The following is a 19236-nucleotide window of genomic DNA, read 5'->3' as shown; positions in this document are numbered from 1 at the left end:
TGCCGGTTCGCCGGTATACTTCGTCGGTCAGTCCGGAGCCAGCATGATTTCCCTACCCATCGACGCCGTTGTTCCCGCCCTGCGCCAGGCCCTTGGCGCACAACACCAGGCCGTCCTGGAAGCCCCGCCGGGTGCCGGCAAGACCACCCGGGTGCCGCTGGCCCTGCTCGACGAGCCCTGGCTCGCCGGCCAACGCATCCTCATGCTCGAACCGCGACGCCTGGCGGCGCGGGCCGCGGCCGAGCGGCTGGCCGCCGAGCTGGGCGAAAAGGTCGGCGAGACCGTCGGCTACCGGATCCGCCTGGAGAGCAGGGTCGGCCCGAAGACCCGCATCGAAGTGGTCACCGAGGGTATCCTTGCCCGTCGCCTGCAAGACGACCCGGCTCTGGACGGTGTCGGCCTGGTGATCTTCGACGAATTCCACGAGCGCAGCCTGGATGCCGACCTGGCCCTGGCGCTGACTCTCAATGGCCGCGAACTGTTGCGCGACGAGCCGCCGCTGAAAGTGCTGGTGATGTCGGCGACCCTGGAGGGCGAGCGTCTTGCGGCGCTGCTCGGCGAAGCGCCGGTGGTGCGCAGCGAGGGCCGCATGTTCCCGGTGGATATCCGCTGGGGACGGGCGGCGCAACCCGGCGAGTTCATCGAGCCGCGGGTGCAGCAGGCGGTGCTCCAGGCGCTGGCGGAGGAAAGCGGCAGCGTGCTGGTCTTTCTTCCCGGCCAGGCCGAGATCCGCCGCGTTCACGAAGGCTTGCGCGAGGCCCTTGGCGGTCGCCCCGAGGTGCTGCTCTGCCCGCTGCATGGCGAGCTCGACCTCGCCGCCCAGCGCGCCGCCATCGAGCCGGCGTCGCGGGGCACGCGCAAGGTGGTGCTGGCGACCAACATCGCCGAGACCAGTCTGACCATCGACGGCGTACGGGTGGTGATCGACGCCGGCCTGGCGCGGGTGCCGCGCTTCGATCCGGGTAGCGGCATGACCCGCCTGGAGACCCAGCGCATCTCCCGCGCCTCCGCTACCCAGCGTGCCGGCCGCGCAGGGCGCCTGGAGCCGGGCGTATGCTACCGCTTGTGGTCGGAGAGCCAGCATGAGCAGTTGCCTGCCTACGGCACGGCGGAAATCCTCCAGGCCGATCTGGCCGGGCTGGCCCTGCAACTGGCGCGCTGGGGCGTGGCGCCGGAGGAGCTGGCCTGGCTCGACGCGCCGCCCGCGGCGGCCTACGCCCAGGCCCGCGAGCTGCTCGGGCGGCTGGGGGCGCTGAACGCCAGCGGCGCGTTGAGTGCCCATGGCCAGGCGATGGCCGAATTGCCGACCCATCCGCGCATTGCCCACCTGCTGCTGCGCGGCCAGGCCCTCGGCCTTGGCGAACTGGCTTGCGACGTAGCGGCGCTGCTCGGCGAACGTGACATACAGCGTGGCGGCGGCGCCGACCTGCACAGCCGTCTCGCCCTGCTCGCCGGCGAGGCCCGCCCTGGCGCCTCGCGCGGCGCGGTACAGCGCGCCCGGCAACTGGCCCGGCAGTTCCGCGGTTACCTGCGCGGCGCCGCCAGCGAGGCGGTCGTCGATCCCGGCCATCCGCGCTGGCTGGGCTGTCTGCTGGCCTTCGCCTATCCCGACCGCATCGCTCGCCAGCGCCGCGCCGGCGGCGGCGACTACCGGCTGGCCAATGGACGCGCTGCGCAGTTCGGCGAACCGGACAGCCTGATGAAGCAGCCCTGGCTGGTGATCGCCGATCTGGGCAGCCGCCAGGGCCAGCGCGAAGAGCGGATCTACCTGGCCGCCGAACTCGATCCGAGGTTGTTCGATACGGTCCTGGCGGAGCAGGTCAGCCAGCGCGACGAGCTGCAGTGGGACGAGCGCGAAGGCGTGCTGCGCGCCGAGCGCCAGCGCCGGGTCGGCGAACTGGTGCTGTCCAGCGAGGCGCTACCCGGCCTCGACGAAGCGGCGCGCAGCCAGGCGCTGCTCGGCCTGGTCCGGCGCAAGGGCCTGGAGTTGTTGCCCTGGACCCCGGAACTGCGCCAGTGGCAGGCGCGTATCGGCTTGCTGCGCCGGCTGGACCTGGAAGACAAGGGTGAGAGCGAGTGGCCGGACGTCAGCGACGCCGCGTTGCTGGAACGGCTGGAGGAATGGTTGCCGGCCTATCTCGGCAAGGTCACCCGCCTGGCTCACTTCGCCAACCTCGACCTGGCTTCGATCCTCGCCGGGCTGTTGCCCTGGCCATTACCGCAGCGTCTCGACGAGTGGGCGCCGAAAACCCTGGAAGTCCCCTCCGGCTCGCGCATCCGCCTGGACTACAGCGAAACCCCGCCGATCCTCGCGGTGCGCCTGCAGGAACTGTTCGGCCTCGGCGATACTCCGCGCATCGCCCAGGGCCGCCTGGCAGTGAAGCTGCACCTGCTGTCACCCGCGCATCGCCCGGTGCAGGTGACCCAGGACCTGGCGAACTTCTGGCGCAGCACCTATGCGGAAGTCAAGAAGGACCTGAAGGGACGCTATCCGAAGCATTATTGGCCGGACGACCCGCTGGTGGCCGAGGCCACTGCCCGGGCCAAGCCACGCAAGTAGTCGACGGCGCTCAGAGCACCCGGGTCAGGTCGTCGTCGAGGAAGTGCCGGAAACTCAGGCGCTGGCCGTCGGCGAAGTCGAAGTGGCTGTCCAGAGTCGGGCCGTTGAGGACGAACTCCAGGGCCAGCAGGCGCACACCGACCAGGCCGCGCTGCCGGCCGAGGTCGTGCAGGCGGTACTCGCCCGGGCCTTCGTCGTTCTCGCAGGGCCGCGGCGCTTCGCCGCTGCGCCAGAACACCGTCTCGCCCTCGAAGTAGAGGCGATACCAGCGTTGCTCGAACTGCAGGTAGACCACGTTCACCGGATCGGCCGGACGGCCTTCCCACCACCATTCCTGGATCAGCAGCGACTGGCAGACCTGTCCGCGCAGGGCGGGCTGTTCGCCGTTGATCGTGCAGCAGGGGATGGCGGTATGCATCGGGCTCCTCCTCCGGGGTCGGTTCACAGCAGGGACAGGTCGGCGCCGTCGCTCCGCAACTGGTCGTAGGCCTGGTCCAGGCGGTCGCGCAGCGCTTCGGCGCCGGGAATGTGGCGCGAGACGATCATCCGCAGCGGCAGGCGGTACAGTTCCTGGCTTGCCAACGCCTGGCGGCTGGCCGCTTCCACCGGCGCCTGGTAGTCGAGCAGGTAGTCGCCGCGCCCGAGTTCGAGCATGCGCAAGGCGGCGTGGTGGGTGCCGGTGCGGTACAGGCGCAGGTGCAGGTTGGGGTCCTGGATGAAGTCGGTGACCGGTTTCCAGTAGCTGTAGCCGCTGATCAGGATCAGCCGGCGTCCGGCCAGGTCCTGGGGAACCCGCGGTGCCGGCTGGTGCGCCGGGTAGTACAGGTTCAGGCTGACGTGGCCGAGCACGCGCCGCGCCTGGAGGGTGTCGGCGGCCAGCTCCGGCTTGGCCGCGCCGGCCCACAGCGCCACGCTGCCATCCTGCAGCCCCAGGTACAGGCGCGCGCTGGGCAGGGCGCGGAACGCCGGACGATAGCCGGCCCGCTCCAGCAGCAGGCGGACCAGGCGGGCGCCGGAACCGGCGGCGTGGCCATCCCGGGCGGTATAGATGTAGGGGGGGAATTCGTAGTAGCCGACGTTCAACGACGGCCTTGCGTCCTGCGCATGGAGCTGCGGGGCGGCCAGCAGGGCGAACGCCAGCAGCGCGAGCAGGGGCGTTGTGGTGCGTAGGGGCATGGTGTGCGGCCTTGCCGTTTTTTGTTGTTATGAATGGGGGCGAAGCATGCGGCGCGCCGGGCCGCTTGTCCAGCCCGGCGCGCGCCCGGTCAATGGGGCAGCAGGAAGCGCGCGGCGAGCGGCAGGTGGTTGGAGATCTGCAGCGTATCGCTGCGCCGGACCCGGGCATCGAGACGGGTCAGCGAGGGGCTGTGGAACAGGTAGTCGAGGGTCCGATCCGGCCCCTGGACCCGTGGGTCGTTGGGGAAGTGCGTGTACCAGCGAACCTGGTCGACGCCACTGGCCTCTTCCAGCGACGGCACCATCGGGAAGCGCCCGCTCAGGATGGCCAGTTCGCTGTCTTCCCGGTAGGGCGCGCGCAGCGGCGCCAGCAGGTAGGGATACTGGCCGGGCGGCAGCAGGTTGAGGTCGCCGCCGAGCAGCCAGGGCGTGCGCCTGGCCTGCAGTTCGTCGAGCAGCGTACGGGTGGTCCCGACCTGGCGCTCGAGGGTGTCGTCGTTCGCCTGCGGGCGGTCGAAGCGGGCGTTGAGCACGGCCAGCTCGCCGCCGCCGTCGATCGGCAGGTGGCTGACCAGGATCGCCGGGCGCGGTCCGAACAGGCGGTCGAACAGCCCGCCGTCGCGTGGCGGCAACTGGCGCCGCTCGGCGCTATCGATGCGATAGCGGCTCAGGGTGGCCTGCTTGCGGCCGACGCTGCCGAAGATGTGCGGCGTCGGCACGAAGGCCGACTTCCACTCGTAGGCCTGGGCGCTGCAATGGTAGAGATCGTTGATGCGCTCCTGGATCAGCGCCAGTTGGTCCTGATCGTCGGTGGCGCTGGAGCCGTCGTCGATCTCCTGGAGCAGGACCAGGTCCGGCTGCTCGTCGCGGATCACCCGGACCACCTCGTCGAGGGTGAACGCCAGGTCTTCGGCGGTGGGGCGCTGGTCCGGGCCGGTGGCATCCGGCAGGTCGTCCCAGAAGACGTAGCGCTTGCCGGCCAGGTACTGGATGTTCCAGGTCATCACCTTCAGGGCCTGCCCCGGCTTCAGCGCCGGCGCGGCGCCCTGGCAATGCAGGGGCGCGGCTTCGCGATCGGCGGGTTGCCAGCTCAGCAGGTAGCTGGCGAGCAGGGCACCGCCGACCAGCAGGAGCAGGCCGACGAACAGCAGGTTGCGTAGACGGGGCAGTGACATCGCAATCGAGACTATGCTGGAAAGGACCAGAGCATAGAGCTTGCCGCCGCGCATTTCACCCTTGCCGGTCGAATTGACGCAAGGGTTCGCGTTTTTTCGAGCGGGAGGGTATCGCATGCCGCGCAAGGTATTCAGCAGCCAAGCCTACCGCCACAAGGTGGTGCTGGTCAGTGGTGGTTGTTCCGGCATTGGTCGCGCGCTGGCGCTGCGTTTCGCCCGGGCCGGTGCGCGACTGGCGATCCTCGACCTCGACCAGGCGGCGCTGGACAGCCTGGTCCAGCACCTGCGCGACCACCTCGGCGGCGAGGCGCTCGGCCTGCGCTGCGACGTCGCCGACGCCGATGCGGTGGAGCGCGCCGTGGCGCTGGCGGTGGAGCGCTTCGGCGGCATCGACGTGCTGGTCAACAACGCCGGCATCACCCACCGAGGTACCTTCGCCGAAACCGGCCTGGGGGTTTTCCGCAAGGTCATGGCGGTGAACTTCTTCGGCGCCGTGCATTGCACCCGCGCGGCGCTGCCGAGCCTGCTCGAACGGCGCGGGCAGATCGTCGTGCTCGGTTCGCTGACCGGCTTCGCCCCGTTGCTCTACCGCAGCGCCTACAACGCCAGCAAGCATGCCTTGCACGGTCTGTTCGATACCCTGCGGATGGAGCTGGAAGGCACCGGCGTCAGCGTGACCCTGGCCTGCCCGGGATTCACCGCCACCGACCTGCGCAAGAATGCGCTGGTCGGCGATGGCTCGGTGACTCGCCAGCCGGTGCAAGTGCTGGGCAGCCAGGTGGCATCGCCGGTGGAGGTCGCCGAGGCGATCTTCCAGGGCGCCGCGCGGCGCCGGCGCCTGCTGGTGCTGTCCAACGTCAACTGGCGGGCGCGGCTGCTGGCGCGCTTCTTTCCGCGTCTCTTCGAAAAGCTGCTGGTGCCGCGCCTGTCGGGACTCAAGCCGCAACCCTGACGGCGCTCAGTGGGCGTGGTCGTGGACGTCGAAGCCCTGGCTCATGTCCCAGTAGGAGGCCTCGACCTTGTGCCCGTCGAGGTCGCGGATGAAACACCCGTAGTAGGGCTCGCCGTACAGCGGACGCGGGCCCGGCGCGCCCTCGTCGTCTGCGCCGGCGGCCAGGGCCGCGGCGTGGAAGGCGTCGACCTGGGCCTTGCTGTCGGCGAAGAAGCCGACGTGGCTGCCGTTGCCGACGCTGGCGGGACGGCCGTCGATCGGCGCCTGCACCCAGAACTCCGGATAGAGCTTGCCGTAGGCCACGGCGCCGGGGTATTCGAGGATCACCTTGCAGCCGAGGGCGGCCATCACCGCGTCGTAGAAGGCTCGGGCACGGGGAAAGTCGTTGGTGCCGATGGACAGGTGGGAAATGCAGCTGGGGTTGGCCGATTCGTCGCTCATGGTCCGTTCCTCGAGGCAGGGCTCGTCAAGCATAGGCCAGCGCGGCGAATCGGCGCGCGGCGCCGTTCACATCCCGTTGCGTGGCGCCGGACCGAGGCTGTAGATGCGGAAGGCGACGATGGTCAACAGCAGCTGGAAGAACCCGCTGAGCGTATGCAGGGCGACCCGCAGCACGACGGCGTCGCCGGCCGAATCGGCGAGCCAGGCTTCCAGGCTCCAGACCGGCAGCAGGATCACCAGCGAACAGGCGAGGATCAGGAAGAATCGCCCACGGGTGAACTCGAAGCTTTCCCGCAGCGCCTGCAGCGGACTACGGCCGCGCAGCACCAGGCAGAATTCGGCGAAGGACAGCTTCACCATGACGAAGATGCCCGGCAGGATCAGCAGCGACAGGCCGAGCACGATCAGCAGCGAAGTCAGCGCCGCGAGTAGCGCGAAGGCTGGCCACAGGCGCAGCGCGGCGCTCCACAGCTGGCCGACGCGAGGCCGCTCGTCGCGCCCGCGCGCGTCCATGAACAGGATCAGGGCTGCGGTGTAGAGCGGGTAGAAGAGCAGTCCGGCGACCAGGCTCCAGGCGCCCATCTGCTGGGGGCCGACGGCTTCGTCGATCTGCTGCTGGAGCAGGCTTTCGAGGAATATCCAGGGCAGGCAGAGCGGCACCAGGGTGGTCAGGTGGCGGGTGAAGAAGAACCAGGCGTCACGCAGCGGCAGCAGAGGATTCATCGCGGGTCGGCAGATCGGATACGAGCCCGCGACTCTAACCCAGCCGGCCGCCGAGGCCAACGCCTGGCGGCCGCCGTTGCCGTTCAGGCCGCTTCGCGAGCCTGGGCCTGCTCCAGTTCGCGGACCAGCGGCAACACGTGCTTGCCGAAATACTCCACTTCTTCGTGGAAGTGCAGGAAGGCCGACAGCACCAGGTCGACCCCGGCCGCCTTCAGCGCGACGATGCGCTCGGCGATCTGCCGTGGCGTGCCGATCAGGTTGGTCTTGAAGCCGTCGTTGTACTGCACCAGGTCTTCGAAGGTGGATTTGGCCCAGTTGCCATCGCCCTCCGGCGAGGCCTTGCCGGCCTGTTTCACCGCGTCGCCGAAGGCGTTCACCGCCTCGTAGTCGGCCTTGGCGATGATCTCGTCGAGCACCGCCCGCGCTTCCTCCTCGGTGTCGCGGGCAATGATGAAGGCGTTCACTCCGACCTTGACCGAATGGCCGTTGGCCGCCGCCTTGGCGCGGATGTCCTCGACCTGGGCGCGGATGCCGTCGATGCTGTTGCCGTTGGTGAAGTACCAGTCGGACACGCGCGAGGCCATGTCCCGCGCCGCCCGAGAGCTGCCGCCCTGGAAGATTTCCGGGTGCGGCTGCTGGATCGGCTTGGGTTTCAGGGTGTAGTCGTGGAAACGATAGAAATCGCCCTTGAAGGTGAAGTTTTCCTCGGTCCAGATGCCTTTCAGCACGCGGATGAACTCCTCGGAGCGCCGATAGCGTTCGTCGTGCTCCAGCCAGGGTTCGCCGATGCCGGTGAACTCTCCCTTGAACCAGCCGCTGACGATGTTCACCGCGACCCGGCCATTGGTCAGTTGGTCGATCGTCGCCAGTTGCTTGGCCACCACCGCAGGATGCCAGGGGCCAGGCAGGATCGCCGCGATCACCTTGAGCTTCTCGGTGGCCGCCAGCAGGGCGTGGCTGATGGCCACCGACTCGTGCTGGTACTCGGCGCCGTAGCCGGCGGTGAAGCGGATCTGCGAGAGGGCGTAGTCGAAGCCGTTGCGTTCCGCCAACTGGGCCAGCTTGCGGTTGTAGTCGATGTCCCAGCTGGTGCGCTGCTCGATCTTGCTCACCACCAGGCCGCCGCTGACGTTGGGGACCCAGTAGGCGAAGCGGATCGGCTGTTGCTCTTGGCTCATCGGGGGTATCTCCGGGTAGGGGCGTGGTCCGGTGTCTATGAAGGAACCGTGCCATCCCGGATTCATGTTTTCGAATCAATGGCTTATGGGGGATATGGCGGAACCGGCCTGTCTTCTGCCGGACAGCCCTGTTGTCCCGCTGTTGCCCGGCAGACAGTCAGGCCGGCAAGCGCTGCAACAGTTCGGCGGCGCGCAGTACCACGGCGTACTCGCCGTGCAGGTTGGCCAACGCCATCGCATGTACCTCGTCGGCGCTGCGCGGGGTGCCATGGAAATCGGGCTTGGCGAAGGTGAAGCAGGCGTCGGCCACTACCCAGGTCTGGAAGCCGAGGTTGCCGGCGCTTCGTGCGCTGGCTTCCACCGAGTTCTCCGTGGCTACCCCGACGAGCGCCACCTGGCGGATGTCACGGACATGGAGCCAGCGTTGCAGGCCGCTGTTGATGAAGGCGTCGGGAACGTTCTTCTCGAACACCGCCTCGTCGTCGCGCGGCGCCAGCGCTGGCTGGAACTCCACGCCGGGCTGGCCGGGCGCGAAGGGCGAGCCGGGCTGCCGGGAAATGTGCCGGACGTGCACCACCGGCCAGCCGGCGGCGCGCCAGGCGGCAAGCAGTTCGACGATGCGCGCCTCGGCGCCGGGATTGTTGCGCGGCGGCAGGTCGTCGCGCTGCATGCCGCGTTGCAGGTCGACGATCAGCAGGGCGACCTGGGGCCGTGCGGAGCGCTGGGCGTGGTCATTCATCGGGAATTCACCGGAGGAACTTGAGATCGTGCAGGGTGCTCCAATATTTCCCTTTGGTGCAATCCATCCTTCCTTCTCGAAATGCAGTCGAGGCGTGCGATGAAATCCGATGAGAAAACCCTGATCGACGGCCTGTTCAGCCGCCTGCGCGAGGCCGAGGGGCAGTCCGCTCCGCGTGACGCCGAGGCCGAGGCGCAGATCAACCAGCACCTGGTGCGGCAGCCGGCGGCGCCGTACTACATGGCGCAGGTGGTGCTGATCCAGGAAGCCGCGCTGAAGCGCCTCGACCAACGGGTGAAGGAACTCGAGGCGCAGGTCGCCCAGTTGCAGCAGAGCCGTCCGAGCAGCGGCGGCTTCCTCTCCGGCCTGTTCGGCGGCGGCGCGCGCGACGAGCCGGCGCCGAGCCAATCGGGGCGCCCGGCGGGCTGGGGCGAGACGCGTTTCTCCAATCCGGCGGTGGCGGCCGGCGACATGCGTCCGGGTATGGCGCCCGCCGCGGCGGCCGCGCCTTCGCGGGCCAGCGGCTTTCTCGGCGGCGCGCTGCAGACGGCCGCCGGGGTCGCTGGCGGGATGCTGGTGGCCGACCTGCTCACCGGCATGTTCCGCCACAGCCAGCCGCAGGAAATCGTCGAGGTGATCCAGGACGTCCCGGTGGATAACCTCGACGCCAGCCAGTTTGCCGATCCCGAGCCGGCGCCCGAGCGCTTCGCCGATAGCGACTATCCCGCCGACGGCGGTTTCGCCGATGGCGATTTCAGCGACAGCGACTTCAACGACGACTCCAGCTTCCTCGGCGACGACGATTTGTTCACCTGACCGTTAGGGTTGCGGGCCGTGGGCTGCGATAATGGTGGCCCACTGCCGTCGTTCCGGAGTTCCCCTTGAGTCGTCCCGAGTCGCCCGCGGCGAAGAAGATCGCTGTCTTCGCCGATGTGCAGAACCTCTACTACACCGTGCGCCAGGCCTACGGCTGCCATCTCAACTACGCCGCCCTGTGGGCAGACATCGCTCGCGGCGGGAGCATCGTCGAGGCCTATGCCTACGCCATCGACCGCGGCGACCCGCGTCAGCAGCAGTTCCAGCAGATTCTGCGCAACCTCGGTTTCACGGTGAAGCTGAAGCCCTACATCCAGCGTGCCGACGGCTCGGCCAAGGGTGACTGGGATGTCGGCATCACCATCGACGTACTGGATGCCGCGCCGCGGGTGGACGAAGTGGTGCTGCTGTCCGGTGACGGCGACTTCGATCTGCTGCTGGAGAAGGTCATCCGCGCCCACGGCGTCGTGGCTACGGCCTACGGGGTGCCTGGCCTGACCGCCAACGCGCTGATCCGCGCAGCGTCGCGCTACGTGCCGATCGAGGGCGGACTGCTGCTCAAGGGCTGACCGGCCGCGCGCCAGAGGACGATGGGAGACGGCGAATCCGCTAGAATGCCGTCCGTTTCCTTTTTTCCGAGCCGCTCATGACGTTCGCTTCCCTCGGTCTGCTCGACCCCCTGCTCAAGGCCCTCGAAGGGCTCGGCCACGGCACGCCTACGCCGATCCAGGCCCAGGCCATACCTCCGGCGCTCAAGGGCCGCGACCTGCTCGCCGCAGCACAGACTGGCACCGGCAAGACCGCCGGTTTCGCCCTGCCGTTGCTGCAGCGGCTGACCCTGGAGGGGCCGCAGGTCGCTGCCAACTCGGTGCGCGCACTGGTCCTGGTTCCGACCCGCGAACTGGCCGAGCAGGTCCACGCCAGCGTCCGCGACTACGGCCAGCACCTGCCGCTGCGTACCGCGGTGGCCTACGGTGGGGTCAGCATCAACCCGCAGATGATGAAGCTGCGCAAGGGAGTGGATATCCTCGTCGCCACTCCCGGGCGGCTGCTCGACCTGTATCGGCAGAACGCGGTGAAGTTCGCCCAGCTCCAGGCGTTGGTGCTGGACGAAGCCGATCGCATGCTCGACCTCGGTTTCGCCCGCGAGCTGGACGAACTGTTCGCCGCGCTGCCGCGCAAGCGCCAGACCCTGCTGTTTTCCGCGACCTTCTCCGACGCCATCCGCACGCTGGCCCGTGAACTGCTGCGCGACCCGCTGTCCATCGAGGTCAGTCCGCGCAATACCGCGGCGAAGAGCGTCAGGCAATGGCTGGTGCCGGTGGACAAGAAGCGCAAGGCCGAGCTGTTCTGCCACCTGTTGCAGGCCAATCGCTGGCGCCAGGCGCTGGTCTTCGCCAAGACCCGCAAGAGCGTCGAGGAACTGGTCGGACTGTTGCAGCGGCAGGGTATCGCCGCCGACTCGATCCATGGCGACAAGCCGCAGCCGGCGCGGCTGCGCGCCTTGCAGCGGTTCAAGGCCGGCGAGGTAGACCTGCTGGTAGCCACCGACGTGGCCGCGCGTGGCCTGGATATCGAGGAAATGCCGCTGGTGGTCAACTTCGACCTGCCGATCGTCGCCGAGGACTACGTGCATCGCATCGGCCGTACCGGCCGTGCCGGTGCCTCCGGCCAGGCGGTGTCGCTGGTCTGCGCCGACGAAGTGGAGCTGCTGGCGGCGATCGAGACACTGATCGGGCAGACCCTGCAGCGCCGCGAGGAGCCCGACTTCGCGCCGGAACACCGGGTGCCGCAGACCGCGCCGGGGGGCGTGGTGCTGAAGAAACCGAAGAAGCCGAAGAAACCCAAGGCTGCGGAGAGCGCCGGCAAGCCCGGCAAGATCCACTTGGGCAGTTGGTTCGACAGCAGCGCGCCGACGGTCAAGGCGGTGCGCAAGGCGCCGGGCTTCGGCGCGGGCGCGGCGGGCAAGCCGAAGAAGCGGCCATCCGGCAAATAGCGAGGCGCTGGCGTACTGGCCTCTAGCCCCTGCCGCGCAACCAGGCCAGCGCGCCGAGTCCGGCTACGCGCCCGCTGGCGAAGCAGGCGGTCAACAGGTAGCCGCCGGTGGGTGCCTCCCAGTCGAGCATTTCCCCGGCGCAGAACACACCGGGCAGGCCAGCGAGCATCAGGTTGCGGTCGAGCGCCTCGAAGCGCACGCCGCCGGCGCTGCTGATCGCTTCGTCCAGCGGACGCGGGCGCAGCAGCGTCAGCGGCAGGCGCTTGATCGCCGCCGCCAGGCGGGCCGGCTCGGCATAGGTGGCGGCGGGGGTGAGTTCACGCAGGAGGCCGGCCCGAACCCCATCGATGCCCAACTGGCTGCGCAGGTGATTGGCCATCGACCTGGAACCGCGCGGGCGAGCCAGGGCTGCCTCGATCTGCTCGCGACGCCTGTTCGGCAACAGGTCCAGCCATACTTCGGCCGATCCCTGTGCCTCGATCCGTTCGCGGATGGCGGCGGAGAGGGCATAGACCAGGCTGCCCTCGATACCGTCGCGGGTCACGACGAATTCGCCCTGGCGCGGCGTTTCGCCCGCCAGTCCCATGGCCACCGGTTTGACCGGAGCGCCGGAGAACTTGTCGCGAAACAGCTCGCTCCAGCCGCCGATCTCGAAACCGCAATTGCTTGGCCGCAGGGGCTCGACCTCGACGCCGCGGGCCCGCAGCAGGGGCACCCAGGCGCCGTCGGAGCCCAGGCGCTGCCAACTGCCGCCACCGAGCGCCAGGATCACGGCGTCGGCCCGTATCGACAGGCGCTCGGCGGCGCTCTGGATGTCCAGCGTACCGTCCGCGTTCCAGCCCAGCCAACGGCAGCGGGTGTGGATGAGCACGCCTTGCTCGCGCAGGCGCTTGAGCCAGGCACGGAGCAACGGCGCGGCCTTCATGTCGGAGGGGAACACCCGGCCGGAACTGCCGACGAAGGTGTCGATACCCAGGCCGTGGATCCAGGCGCGCAACGCATCCGCGTCGAATTCGCCGAGCAGTGCGGCGATTTCCTTCTGGCGCCTGCCATAGCGGCCGAGGAATTGTTCCCTGGCCTCGGCATGGGTGATGTTCATGCCGCCGACGCCCGCGAGCAGGAATTTCCGGCCGACCGAGGGCATGGCGTCGAACACTTCCGTGCGTACGCCCGCCTGGCTCAGGACCTCCGCGGCCATCAGGCCTGCGGGACCGCCGCCGACGATGGCGACCTGGGGGGAAGGGGAGGATGCTTGACTGGGCATGTGGACGACGAGCGAGACCTGGGGAAACCGGCGTGCAGTGTAACCGAGGCGAAGACCGCCTCCGAGCCTTGTCGATGCCACCTGGTCCGCTCGCCGTGCGCCTGGTCAGGAACTGATCAACCGTCGCAAGGCCAGGCACGATGCGCTGCGCGAAGCGTTTTTCGCACCTTATCCACAGGCGGTTCCACATGCTTTGTGGAAATCCGCTGACGCTCGTCGCGTGGCAGGAGCGGCTTCCGGTCGCGCTTGCCCGAAGGTGCCCTGGGCCTGGGCTTCGACAGCGAAGCGCCAGGTCAGTGGATCAGCGAATTGCGCTTGGCGAACTCCGCGAGGTCGACCAGCGAACCCAGGCCGAGCTTCTGCAGCAGGCGGGTCTTGTAGGTGCTGACGGTCTTGTTGCTGAGGAACAGCTTCTCGCCGATGGCCTTGTTCGAATAGCCCATGGCGAGATGCTGGAGGACGATCATCTCGCGGTCGGAGAGCAGGCCGATAAGCTCGCTTTCGGAAATGCGCTCCGGCGGGGTGCCGAGGGTATCGAACGTGAGCGAAGGAAAGAACGTGTAGCCAGCAATCACGGCGTTCAGGGCGTTGATCAGGTTGTTCAGGTCTTCTTCCTTGTTGACGAACCCACGGGCGCCGACCTGGATGCAGCGCTTGCAGAACGCCTCTGCGGATTGTGAAGTGAGTACCAGCACCTGGGTGCGCAGTTCCAGGGACTTGATCCGCGAGATCACGGTCAGGCCGTCGAGCTTGGGAATGCCGATGTCGAGAATCACCACGTCCGGTTCGTGCTCCCGGACCAACTGTATGGCATCCACGCCATTGTCCGTCTCGGCCACCACCTGCAAACCATGCTTTTCCAGCAGGACGCGCACGGCGAGGCGGATGACGGGGTGGTCGTCGACGATCAGGACGGTATGCATAAATTCGATTTACCTTGAGGGACCGGGGCAGGGTCGGGATTCGATTTCCCGGGCGCTGCCGCCGGTGGTCATCCATGTTGGGCGCTAGGCCGAGATCGCCGTCCAGAATAGCCTGTTGAGGCGGGGCGATTCGGTTTTTCATGTGGAACCATGCTAATCCAACCGAACCTCCAAATCAGTAGGAAAATTCCCACAAAACATGGGGACTTGTCCCATAGGTCTAGTAAGGGAAACACAGCAGTATATCGCCGGTATTTCCTGGAAACCCTGTGTGGACCGTGATGAATGATTTGAATGTTCTGGTGTTGGAGGATGAGCCTTTTCAGCGCCTGGTAGCCGTCACAGCCCTGAAGAAAGTGGTGCCCGGATCGATCCTCGAGGCGGCGGACGGCAAGGAGGCGGTGGCGATCCTGGAGTCCTGCGGACACGTCGACATCGCCATCTGCGACCTGCAGATGAGCGGCATGGACGGCCTGGCGTTCCTTCGCCACGCAAGCCTGAGTGGCAAGGTCCATTCGGTGATCCTCAGCAGCGAGGTGGATCCCATCCTGCGCCAGGCCACCATTTCGATGATCGAGTGCCTGGGCCTCAATTTTCTCGGCGACCTCGGCAAGCCATTCAGCCTGGAGCGGATCACCGCCCTGTTGACCCGCTACAACGCTCGTCGCCAGGACCTGCCGCGACAGATCGAAGTCGCCGAGCTGCCCTCCGTGGCGGACGTGGTGCGCGGCCTCGACAACGGCGAGTTCGAAGCCTACTACCAGCCCAAGGTGGCCCTGGATGGCGGCGGCCTGATCGGCGCCGAGGTCCTGGCACGCTGGAACCACCCGCATCTCGGCGTACTGCCGCCGTCGCATTTCCTCTATGTGATGGAAACCTACAACCTGGTCGACAAGCTGTTCTGGCAACTGTTCAGCCAGGGTCTGGCGACGCGCAGGAAGCTGGCGCAGTTGGGGCAGCCGATCAACCTAGCGTTCAACGTCCATCCTTCGCAACTGGGTTCGCGTGCGCTGGCCGAGAACATCTCGGCGTTGCTGACCGAGTTCCACCTGCCGCCCAGTTCGGTGATGTTCGAGATCACCGAGACCGGGTTGATCAGCGCTCCTGCCAGCAGCCTGGAGAACCTCGTGCGTCTGCGGATCATGGGCTGCGGCCTGGCGATGGACGATTTCGGCGCCGGCTATTCGTCCCTCGACCGGCTCTGCGAGTTTCCCTTCAGCCAGATCAAGCTGGACAGAACCTTCGTCCAGAAGATGAAGACCCAGCCCAGGAGTTGCGCCGTCATCAGCAGTGTCGTGGCGTTGGCGCAGGCGCTGGGAATTTCCCTGGTGGTGGAAGGGGTGGAGAGCGACGAACAACGGGTACGCCTGATCGAACTCGGTTGCTCCATAGCCCAGGGCTACCTGTTCGCCCGGCCGATGCCGGAACAGCACTTTCTCGACTATTGCTCCGGATCCTGACGCCGCCGCCCTGGCCTCGGCTGCCGCTAGCCGAACGCCGGGCCTCGCGCCGGACGCGTTTCCTTTCCATACAACTGCCGGCCCTGCCGCACAGACCTTTCATGCGATCAAAACTATTCCTGCTGTTCTTCTGCCTGCTGCTGTCGGGCGGACGCCTGTTCGCCGTCGAAGCGCATCCGTCCCTGACGCTGTTCAGCCAGTTGCGCATCGAGCACGAGGACATGGCGATCGCCGAGGACGACTGGGCCTGGCTGCGCCACAAGGGTCACCTGAGGCTCGGCGCGGCGCTGGACGAGACCTCGCCCTTCAACGTCCGGCTCGACGACGAGAACTACGAAGGCATAACGGCGGACGTCGCCACGCTGGTCGGGCAGTTGCTCGGCATGCGCATCAAGGTCGTGAGCTTCGATACCCATGCGGATGCCGTGGCGGCGCTCGCTGCCGGAAAGATCGACCTGCTTGGCAGCCATTACAGCTCGGCGGGCGATTCCTCCCTGGTGCTCAGCCAACCCTATGCCCGTGATCGATTGGCGGTGTTCAAGCGGATGGGGGAAAAGCGCAACTCGCCGGAGGATCTCGCCGGACTCAGCGTGGCGGTGGCCCGGGAGCATGTCGGGGAATTGCGCCAGCGTTTCCCGCGGGCGCGTTTCGTGGTCTTCGGCAGCCATGACGAGGCCGTTGCCGCGGTGGCTTTCGGACATACCGACCTGTATCTCGACGATGTGCTCAGCGCCTACCACCGGATCAATCGATCCTATTACGGCTACGTGAGGTTCGAGCGGTTTGCCGATGCCCGCCTGGAAGGGGGCTACGGCTTCCTCCTTCGTCGCGGCGATACGAACCTGTTGCGCGTCGTCAACTCGGCCATCGGCGCGATCAACCAGGACCGTCTCGAAAGCATCGCCAGGCGCTGGGTCGGCAGCGGCTCCCTGCCAACGGGCCAGCGTATCGCGCTGACGCCGCAGGAGAGCCGCTGGATCGCTCGCCACCCGGTGGTGCGGTTGGTCATCAACGACGACCTGGCGCCGCTGGCCTTCTTCAATTCCGACGAGACCTTCTCGGGCATCGCCTCCGACCTGCTGGACATGATTTCCCGCCGCACCGGCCTGCATTTCCAGGTCACGCCTCGCAGTGGCGGCTTCCCCGAGCAGATCGGCGTATTGGCCAGGAAGGAGGCGGACCTGGCGATCATGAGCCGCAGCAGCAAGCGCGAGGAAATGCTGCGTTTCACCCGCTCGTTCCTGTCCACCTCGTACGTCCTCGTCACCCGGGCGGACGACAAGGGACGCGCGGAGAGCCCCGGAAGCCTCGACGGCAAGCGCATAGCGATTCCCGCCGGCCATGTGGGCATGCAACAGGTGCGCGAGCGCTATCCGCAGGCCTCGATGGTGGAGGTCGGCGTCGCGCTGGATGCCATGAACCTGGTCTACGAAGGGCGGGCCGACGCGGCGGTGGTGCCGCTGGTCACCGCTCGCTACTACATCGTCCGGTTGTTCCGCGAGAGGCTGGCGATCGCCGACCTGGTTCCCATCGGCGCGGCCACCGCCCACTTCGCCGTTCGCCGAGGCGACGCCGAACTCCAGTCGATTCTCGACAAGGCCTTGCTGAGCATCTCGCCGGACGACCTGAGCGATATCGTCAATCGCTGGCGCTCGCCGCCGGGGATGAGTGGCCAGACCTGGGTCGACTACATCCTGGTGATCACCGAGATCCTGGCGATCGCAGCGGCCTTGCTGCTGTTCTGCCTGGGCTGGGTCACTTATCAGCGCCGGCAGATCAGGGCGCGCGCGCGGGTCGAACAGGCGCTCAGCGACCAGTTGCGGTTCGTCGAGGCCCTGACCGACTGCATGCCTCCGCCGCTGTATGTGCGCGATGTCAACGGACGGATGCTGTCTTGCAACCGCAGCTACTTGCAGAGCGTCGGCCTGAGTTCCGATGAGGTGATGAACCGCACCGTGCTCGAGCTGCCCATGGAAAACTTCGAGACCGCTCCGGAGTTCCATCGCAGCTACCTGATGGCCATGCGCGAGGGCAGGACCATCGAGGCGGTCTACCCGGTGGCGCTGGGCGGCCGGGAGCGCTGGATCGACCACTGGATCCAGCCGTTCCGCGATTCCAGCGGGACCATCCGCGGTGTCATCTGTGGCTGGCTGGACATCACCGAGCACCGCCAGTTGATCGATGAGCTGGAAGAGGCGAAGAACCTGGCCGACGAAGCGAGCCGGGCCAAGACCACCTTCCTGGCGACCATGAGCCACGAGATACGCACGCCGATGAATGCGGTGATCGGCATCCTCGAACTGGCGCTCAAGCGTGCCGAGACCGGTCGGGTGGACCGTTCCAGCATCGAGATCGCCTATGCCTCGGCGAAGAGCCTGCTGGAGCTGATCGGCGATATTCTCGACATCGCCCGCATCGAGTCCGGTCGCCTCAGCCTGTCGCCGAAACGGGCCAACCTGCGCGAGCTGGTGGAATCGGTGGCACGGGTGTTCGAAGGCCTGGCCCGGCAAAAGCGCCTGAGCCTGGTGCTGGAGATCGACTCGAGCATCAACGGCGACGTACTGCTGGATGCCATGCGCTTCAAGCAGATCCTCTCCAACCTGGTCAGCAACGCGATCAAGTTCACCGACGAGGGCTCGATCCGCATCCGCATCGATGGCCGCCAGGTGGAGCCGTCGCTGTTGCAGGTCAATCTCTGTGTGGAAGACACCGGCATCGGTATTTCCCTGGGCGACCAGCAGCAGTTGTTCCGGCCTTTCGCCCAGGTCAACCGCAACCTGCAGAACACCGAGGGCACCGGGCTCGGCCTGGTGATCTCGCGCTCGCTGTGCGAAATGATGGGAGGGCGCCTGGTGATGAGCAGCGAGCTGGGGCAGGGTACGCGGATCGACGTCGAGCTGCGCCTGCAGGTGCTGGAACCGATCGTCGAGAACGTGCGGGCGATCCCGCTCGGCAGTCGCCAGGCGCGGCGGTTGCAGGTGCTGGTGGTGGACGATCATGCGGTCAACCGGCAGATCCTCCATCAACAGCTGAGCTTCCTCGGTCATGACGTGGAGGAAGCGGAGAACGGCCTGAACGCTCTCAACCTCTGGCATGGGCAACCGTTCGACATGGTCATCACCGACTGCCACATGCCGCTGATGAGCGGCTCCGACCTCGCCCGCTCGATCCGCCAGGAGGAGCGCGAGAATGGCGAGGAACCGGTGGTCATCATCGGCCTCACCGCGGACGCCCAGCCGGAGGAGATCGAGCGCTGCATCCAGGCTGGAATGAACGAATGCCTGATCAAGCCCATCGGTCTCGATGTTCTCGAGGAGCGTCTTCTGGCCCTGGGCTTTGCCGACGACGACCTGCCCGTCACCATCGACGCCGAACCCGTCGCGATACCGTCGGACCCCCGTCTCTACGACCTGGATTCTCTGCATGCGCTGACCGGCGGCGAGCCGACGATGCTCAGGCGGCTGCTCGATGAACTGCTGACCAGCAACCGCAAGGACCTGGAGACCCTCGAGGGACTGGTGCAACGCCAGGAGACCGGCGAACTGGCCGAGCTGGCGCATCGGATCAAGGGCGCGGCGAGGGTGGTGCGTGGCGAGCAACTGGTGGAAAGCTGCCGGCGCCTCGAGGATGCCTGCCTCAGCCCGAACGCCTCGTTCGCCTGGGTGGAGGAGTGCGCCGTTGGGGTGAAACTGGCGATCCTCGCCCTGGACGAGAGTCTGGTGGAAGAGTGCACGGATTGACGTGGCTTGCGCCCTTTGCCCGGGCGGTAAACCAATCGTCATCGCTTTGCCCGAGGATCGGGCATGTCCAGGCGCGGAAAAGACTACACTCCG

16 protein-coding genes are annotated in these 19236 nt (G+C 67.3%); 7 read left to right on the top strand and 9 right to left on the bottom strand.

All coding sequences use genetic code 11. From position 1 onward, the window contains the following. The first annotated feature begins 43 nt into the window (after positions 1–43). A complete protein-coding gene (hrpB, locus tag FOC67_RS21015; protein ID WP_012613624.1) occupies positions 44–2560 on the top strand; it encodes an ATP-dependent helicase HrpB in 2517 nt (838 codons plus the stop codon). 10 nt (positions 2561–2570) lie between these two features. Here hrpB and FOC67_RS21010 read toward each other — a convergent pair whose 3' ends face one another. The 3 genes from FOC67_RS21010 to FOC67_RS21000 form a co-directional block, all read right to left on the bottom strand. Further along, positions 2571–2978 carry a hypothetical protein gene (locus FOC67_RS21010; protein ID WP_003093113.1) on the bottom strand — a complete coding sequence of 136 codons (408 nt, stop codon included), beginning with the start codon at positions 2976–2978 and terminating at the stop codon, positions 2571–2573. Between the two features lie 23 nt (positions 2979–3001). After that, positions 3002–3736, bottom strand: a complete 735-nt coding sequence (locus FOC67_RS21005) for an ABC transporter substrate-binding protein (RefSeq protein ID WP_003106825.1) — start codon at positions 3734–3736, stop codon at positions 3002–3004. Between the two features lie 89 nt (positions 3737–3825). Next, a complete protein-coding gene (locus FOC67_RS21000) occupies positions 3826–4965 on the bottom strand; it encodes an endonuclease/exonuclease/phosphatase family protein (protein ID WP_009313390.1) in 1140 nt (379 codons plus the stop codon). A gap of 61 nt (positions 4966–5026) precedes the next feature. Here FOC67_RS21000 and FOC67_RS20995 point away from each other — a divergent pair, with 61 nt between their 5' ends. Beyond that, on the top strand, positions 5027–5863 hold the full coding sequence (locus FOC67_RS20995) for an SDR family oxidoreductase (RefSeq protein WP_003106828.1): 837 nt from the start codon (positions 5027–5029) through the stop codon (positions 5861–5863). Positions 5864–5869: 6 nt separating this feature from the next. On the opposite strand, the gene FOC67_RS20990 is transcribed toward FOC67_RS20995, so the two are convergent. The 4 genes from FOC67_RS20990 to FOC67_RS20975 form a co-directional block, all read right to left on the bottom strand. After that, positions 5870–6304: a VOC family protein gene (locus FOC67_RS20990; protein WP_009313391.1), complete on the bottom strand. Its 435-nt coding sequence runs from the start codon at positions 6302–6304 to the stop codon at positions 5870–5872. 66 nt (positions 6305–6370) lie between these two features. After that, a complete protein-coding gene (locus FOC67_RS20985; protein WP_003106831.1) occupies positions 6371–7027 on the bottom strand; it encodes a hypothetical protein in 657 nt (218 codons plus the stop codon). A gap of 83 nt (positions 7028–7110) precedes the next feature. Beyond that, positions 7111–8205, bottom strand: a complete 1095-nt coding sequence (gene sfnG, locus FOC67_RS20980) for a dimethylsulfone monooxygenase SfnG (RefSeq protein WP_003093107.1) — start codon at positions 8203–8205, stop codon at positions 7111–7113. A 157-nt stretch (positions 8206–8362) separates the two neighbouring features. Further along, on the bottom strand, positions 8363–8944 hold the full coding sequence (locus FOC67_RS20975) for a cysteine hydrolase family protein (RefSeq protein WP_003110389.1): 582 nt from the start codon (positions 8942–8944) through the stop codon (positions 8363–8365). A gap of 99 nt (positions 8945–9043) precedes the next feature. Here FOC67_RS20975 and FOC67_RS20970 point away from each other — a divergent pair, with 99 nt between their 5' ends. The 3 genes from FOC67_RS20970 (at position 9044) to FOC67_RS20960 (ending at position 11756) form a co-directional block, all read left to right on the top strand. Next, complete coding sequence (locus tag FOC67_RS20970) at positions 9044–9760, top strand: DUF2076 domain-containing protein (protein WP_009313392.1); 717 nt, start codon at positions 9044–9046, stop codon at positions 9758–9760. Positions 9761–9825: 65 nt separating this feature from the next. Next, complete coding sequence (locus FOC67_RS20965; protein WP_003093104.1) at positions 9826–10329, top strand: NYN domain-containing protein; 504 nt, start codon at positions 9826–9828, stop codon at positions 10327–10329. A gap of 77 nt (positions 10330–10406) precedes the next feature. After that, positions 10407–11756 (top strand): DEAD/DEAH box helicase, encoded by a 1350-nt coding sequence (locus FOC67_RS20960; RefSeq protein ID WP_003118269.1) that lies wholly within the window; start codon positions 10407–10409, stop codon positions 11754–11756. Between the two features lie 22 nt (positions 11757–11778). On the opposite strand, the gene FOC67_RS20955 is transcribed toward FOC67_RS20960, so the two are convergent. Together FOC67_RS20955 and FOC67_RS20950 are read right to left on the bottom strand one after the other, a co-directional pair. Beyond that, complete coding sequence (locus FOC67_RS20955; protein ID WP_014604025.1) at positions 11779–12954, bottom strand: TIGR03862 family flavoprotein; 1176 nt, start codon at positions 12952–12954, stop codon at positions 11779–11781. A gap of 359 nt (positions 12955–13313) precedes the next feature. After that, positions 13314–13943, bottom strand: coding sequence for a response regulator transcription factor (locus FOC67_RS20950; protein ID WP_003093094.1), 630 nt, complete (start codon positions 13941–13943; stop codon positions 13314–13316). A gap of 281 nt (positions 13944–14224) precedes the next feature. Between FOC67_RS20950 and rocR the strand changes: the two genes are divergently transcribed. Together rocR and FOC67_RS20940 are read left to right on the top strand one after the other, a co-directional pair. Next, positions 14225–15403: a two-component system response regulator cyclic di-GMP-specific phosphodiesterase RocR gene (rocR, locus tag FOC67_RS20945; RefSeq protein WP_003106013.1), complete on the top strand. Its 1179-nt coding sequence runs from the start codon at positions 14225–14227 to the stop codon at positions 15401–15403. 101 nt (positions 15404–15504) lie between these two features. Further along, complete coding sequence (locus FOC67_RS20940) at positions 15505–19143, top strand: transporter substrate-binding domain-containing protein (protein WP_009313393.1); 3639 nt, start codon at positions 15505–15507, stop codon at positions 19141–19143. The last annotated feature ends 93 nt before the right edge of the window (positions 19144–19236 follow it).

Origin of the sequence: Pseudomonas sp. FDAARGOS_761 (genome assembly GCF_013343155.1) — a bacterium.
Taxonomy (GTDB): domain Bacteria; phylum Pseudomonadota; class Gammaproteobacteria; order Pseudomonadales; family Pseudomonadaceae; genus Pseudomonas; species Pseudomonas aeruginosa.
The sequence above is the reverse complement of the archived record's forward strand: the minus strand, read 5'-3'. Positions and strand labels throughout refer to the sequence as shown.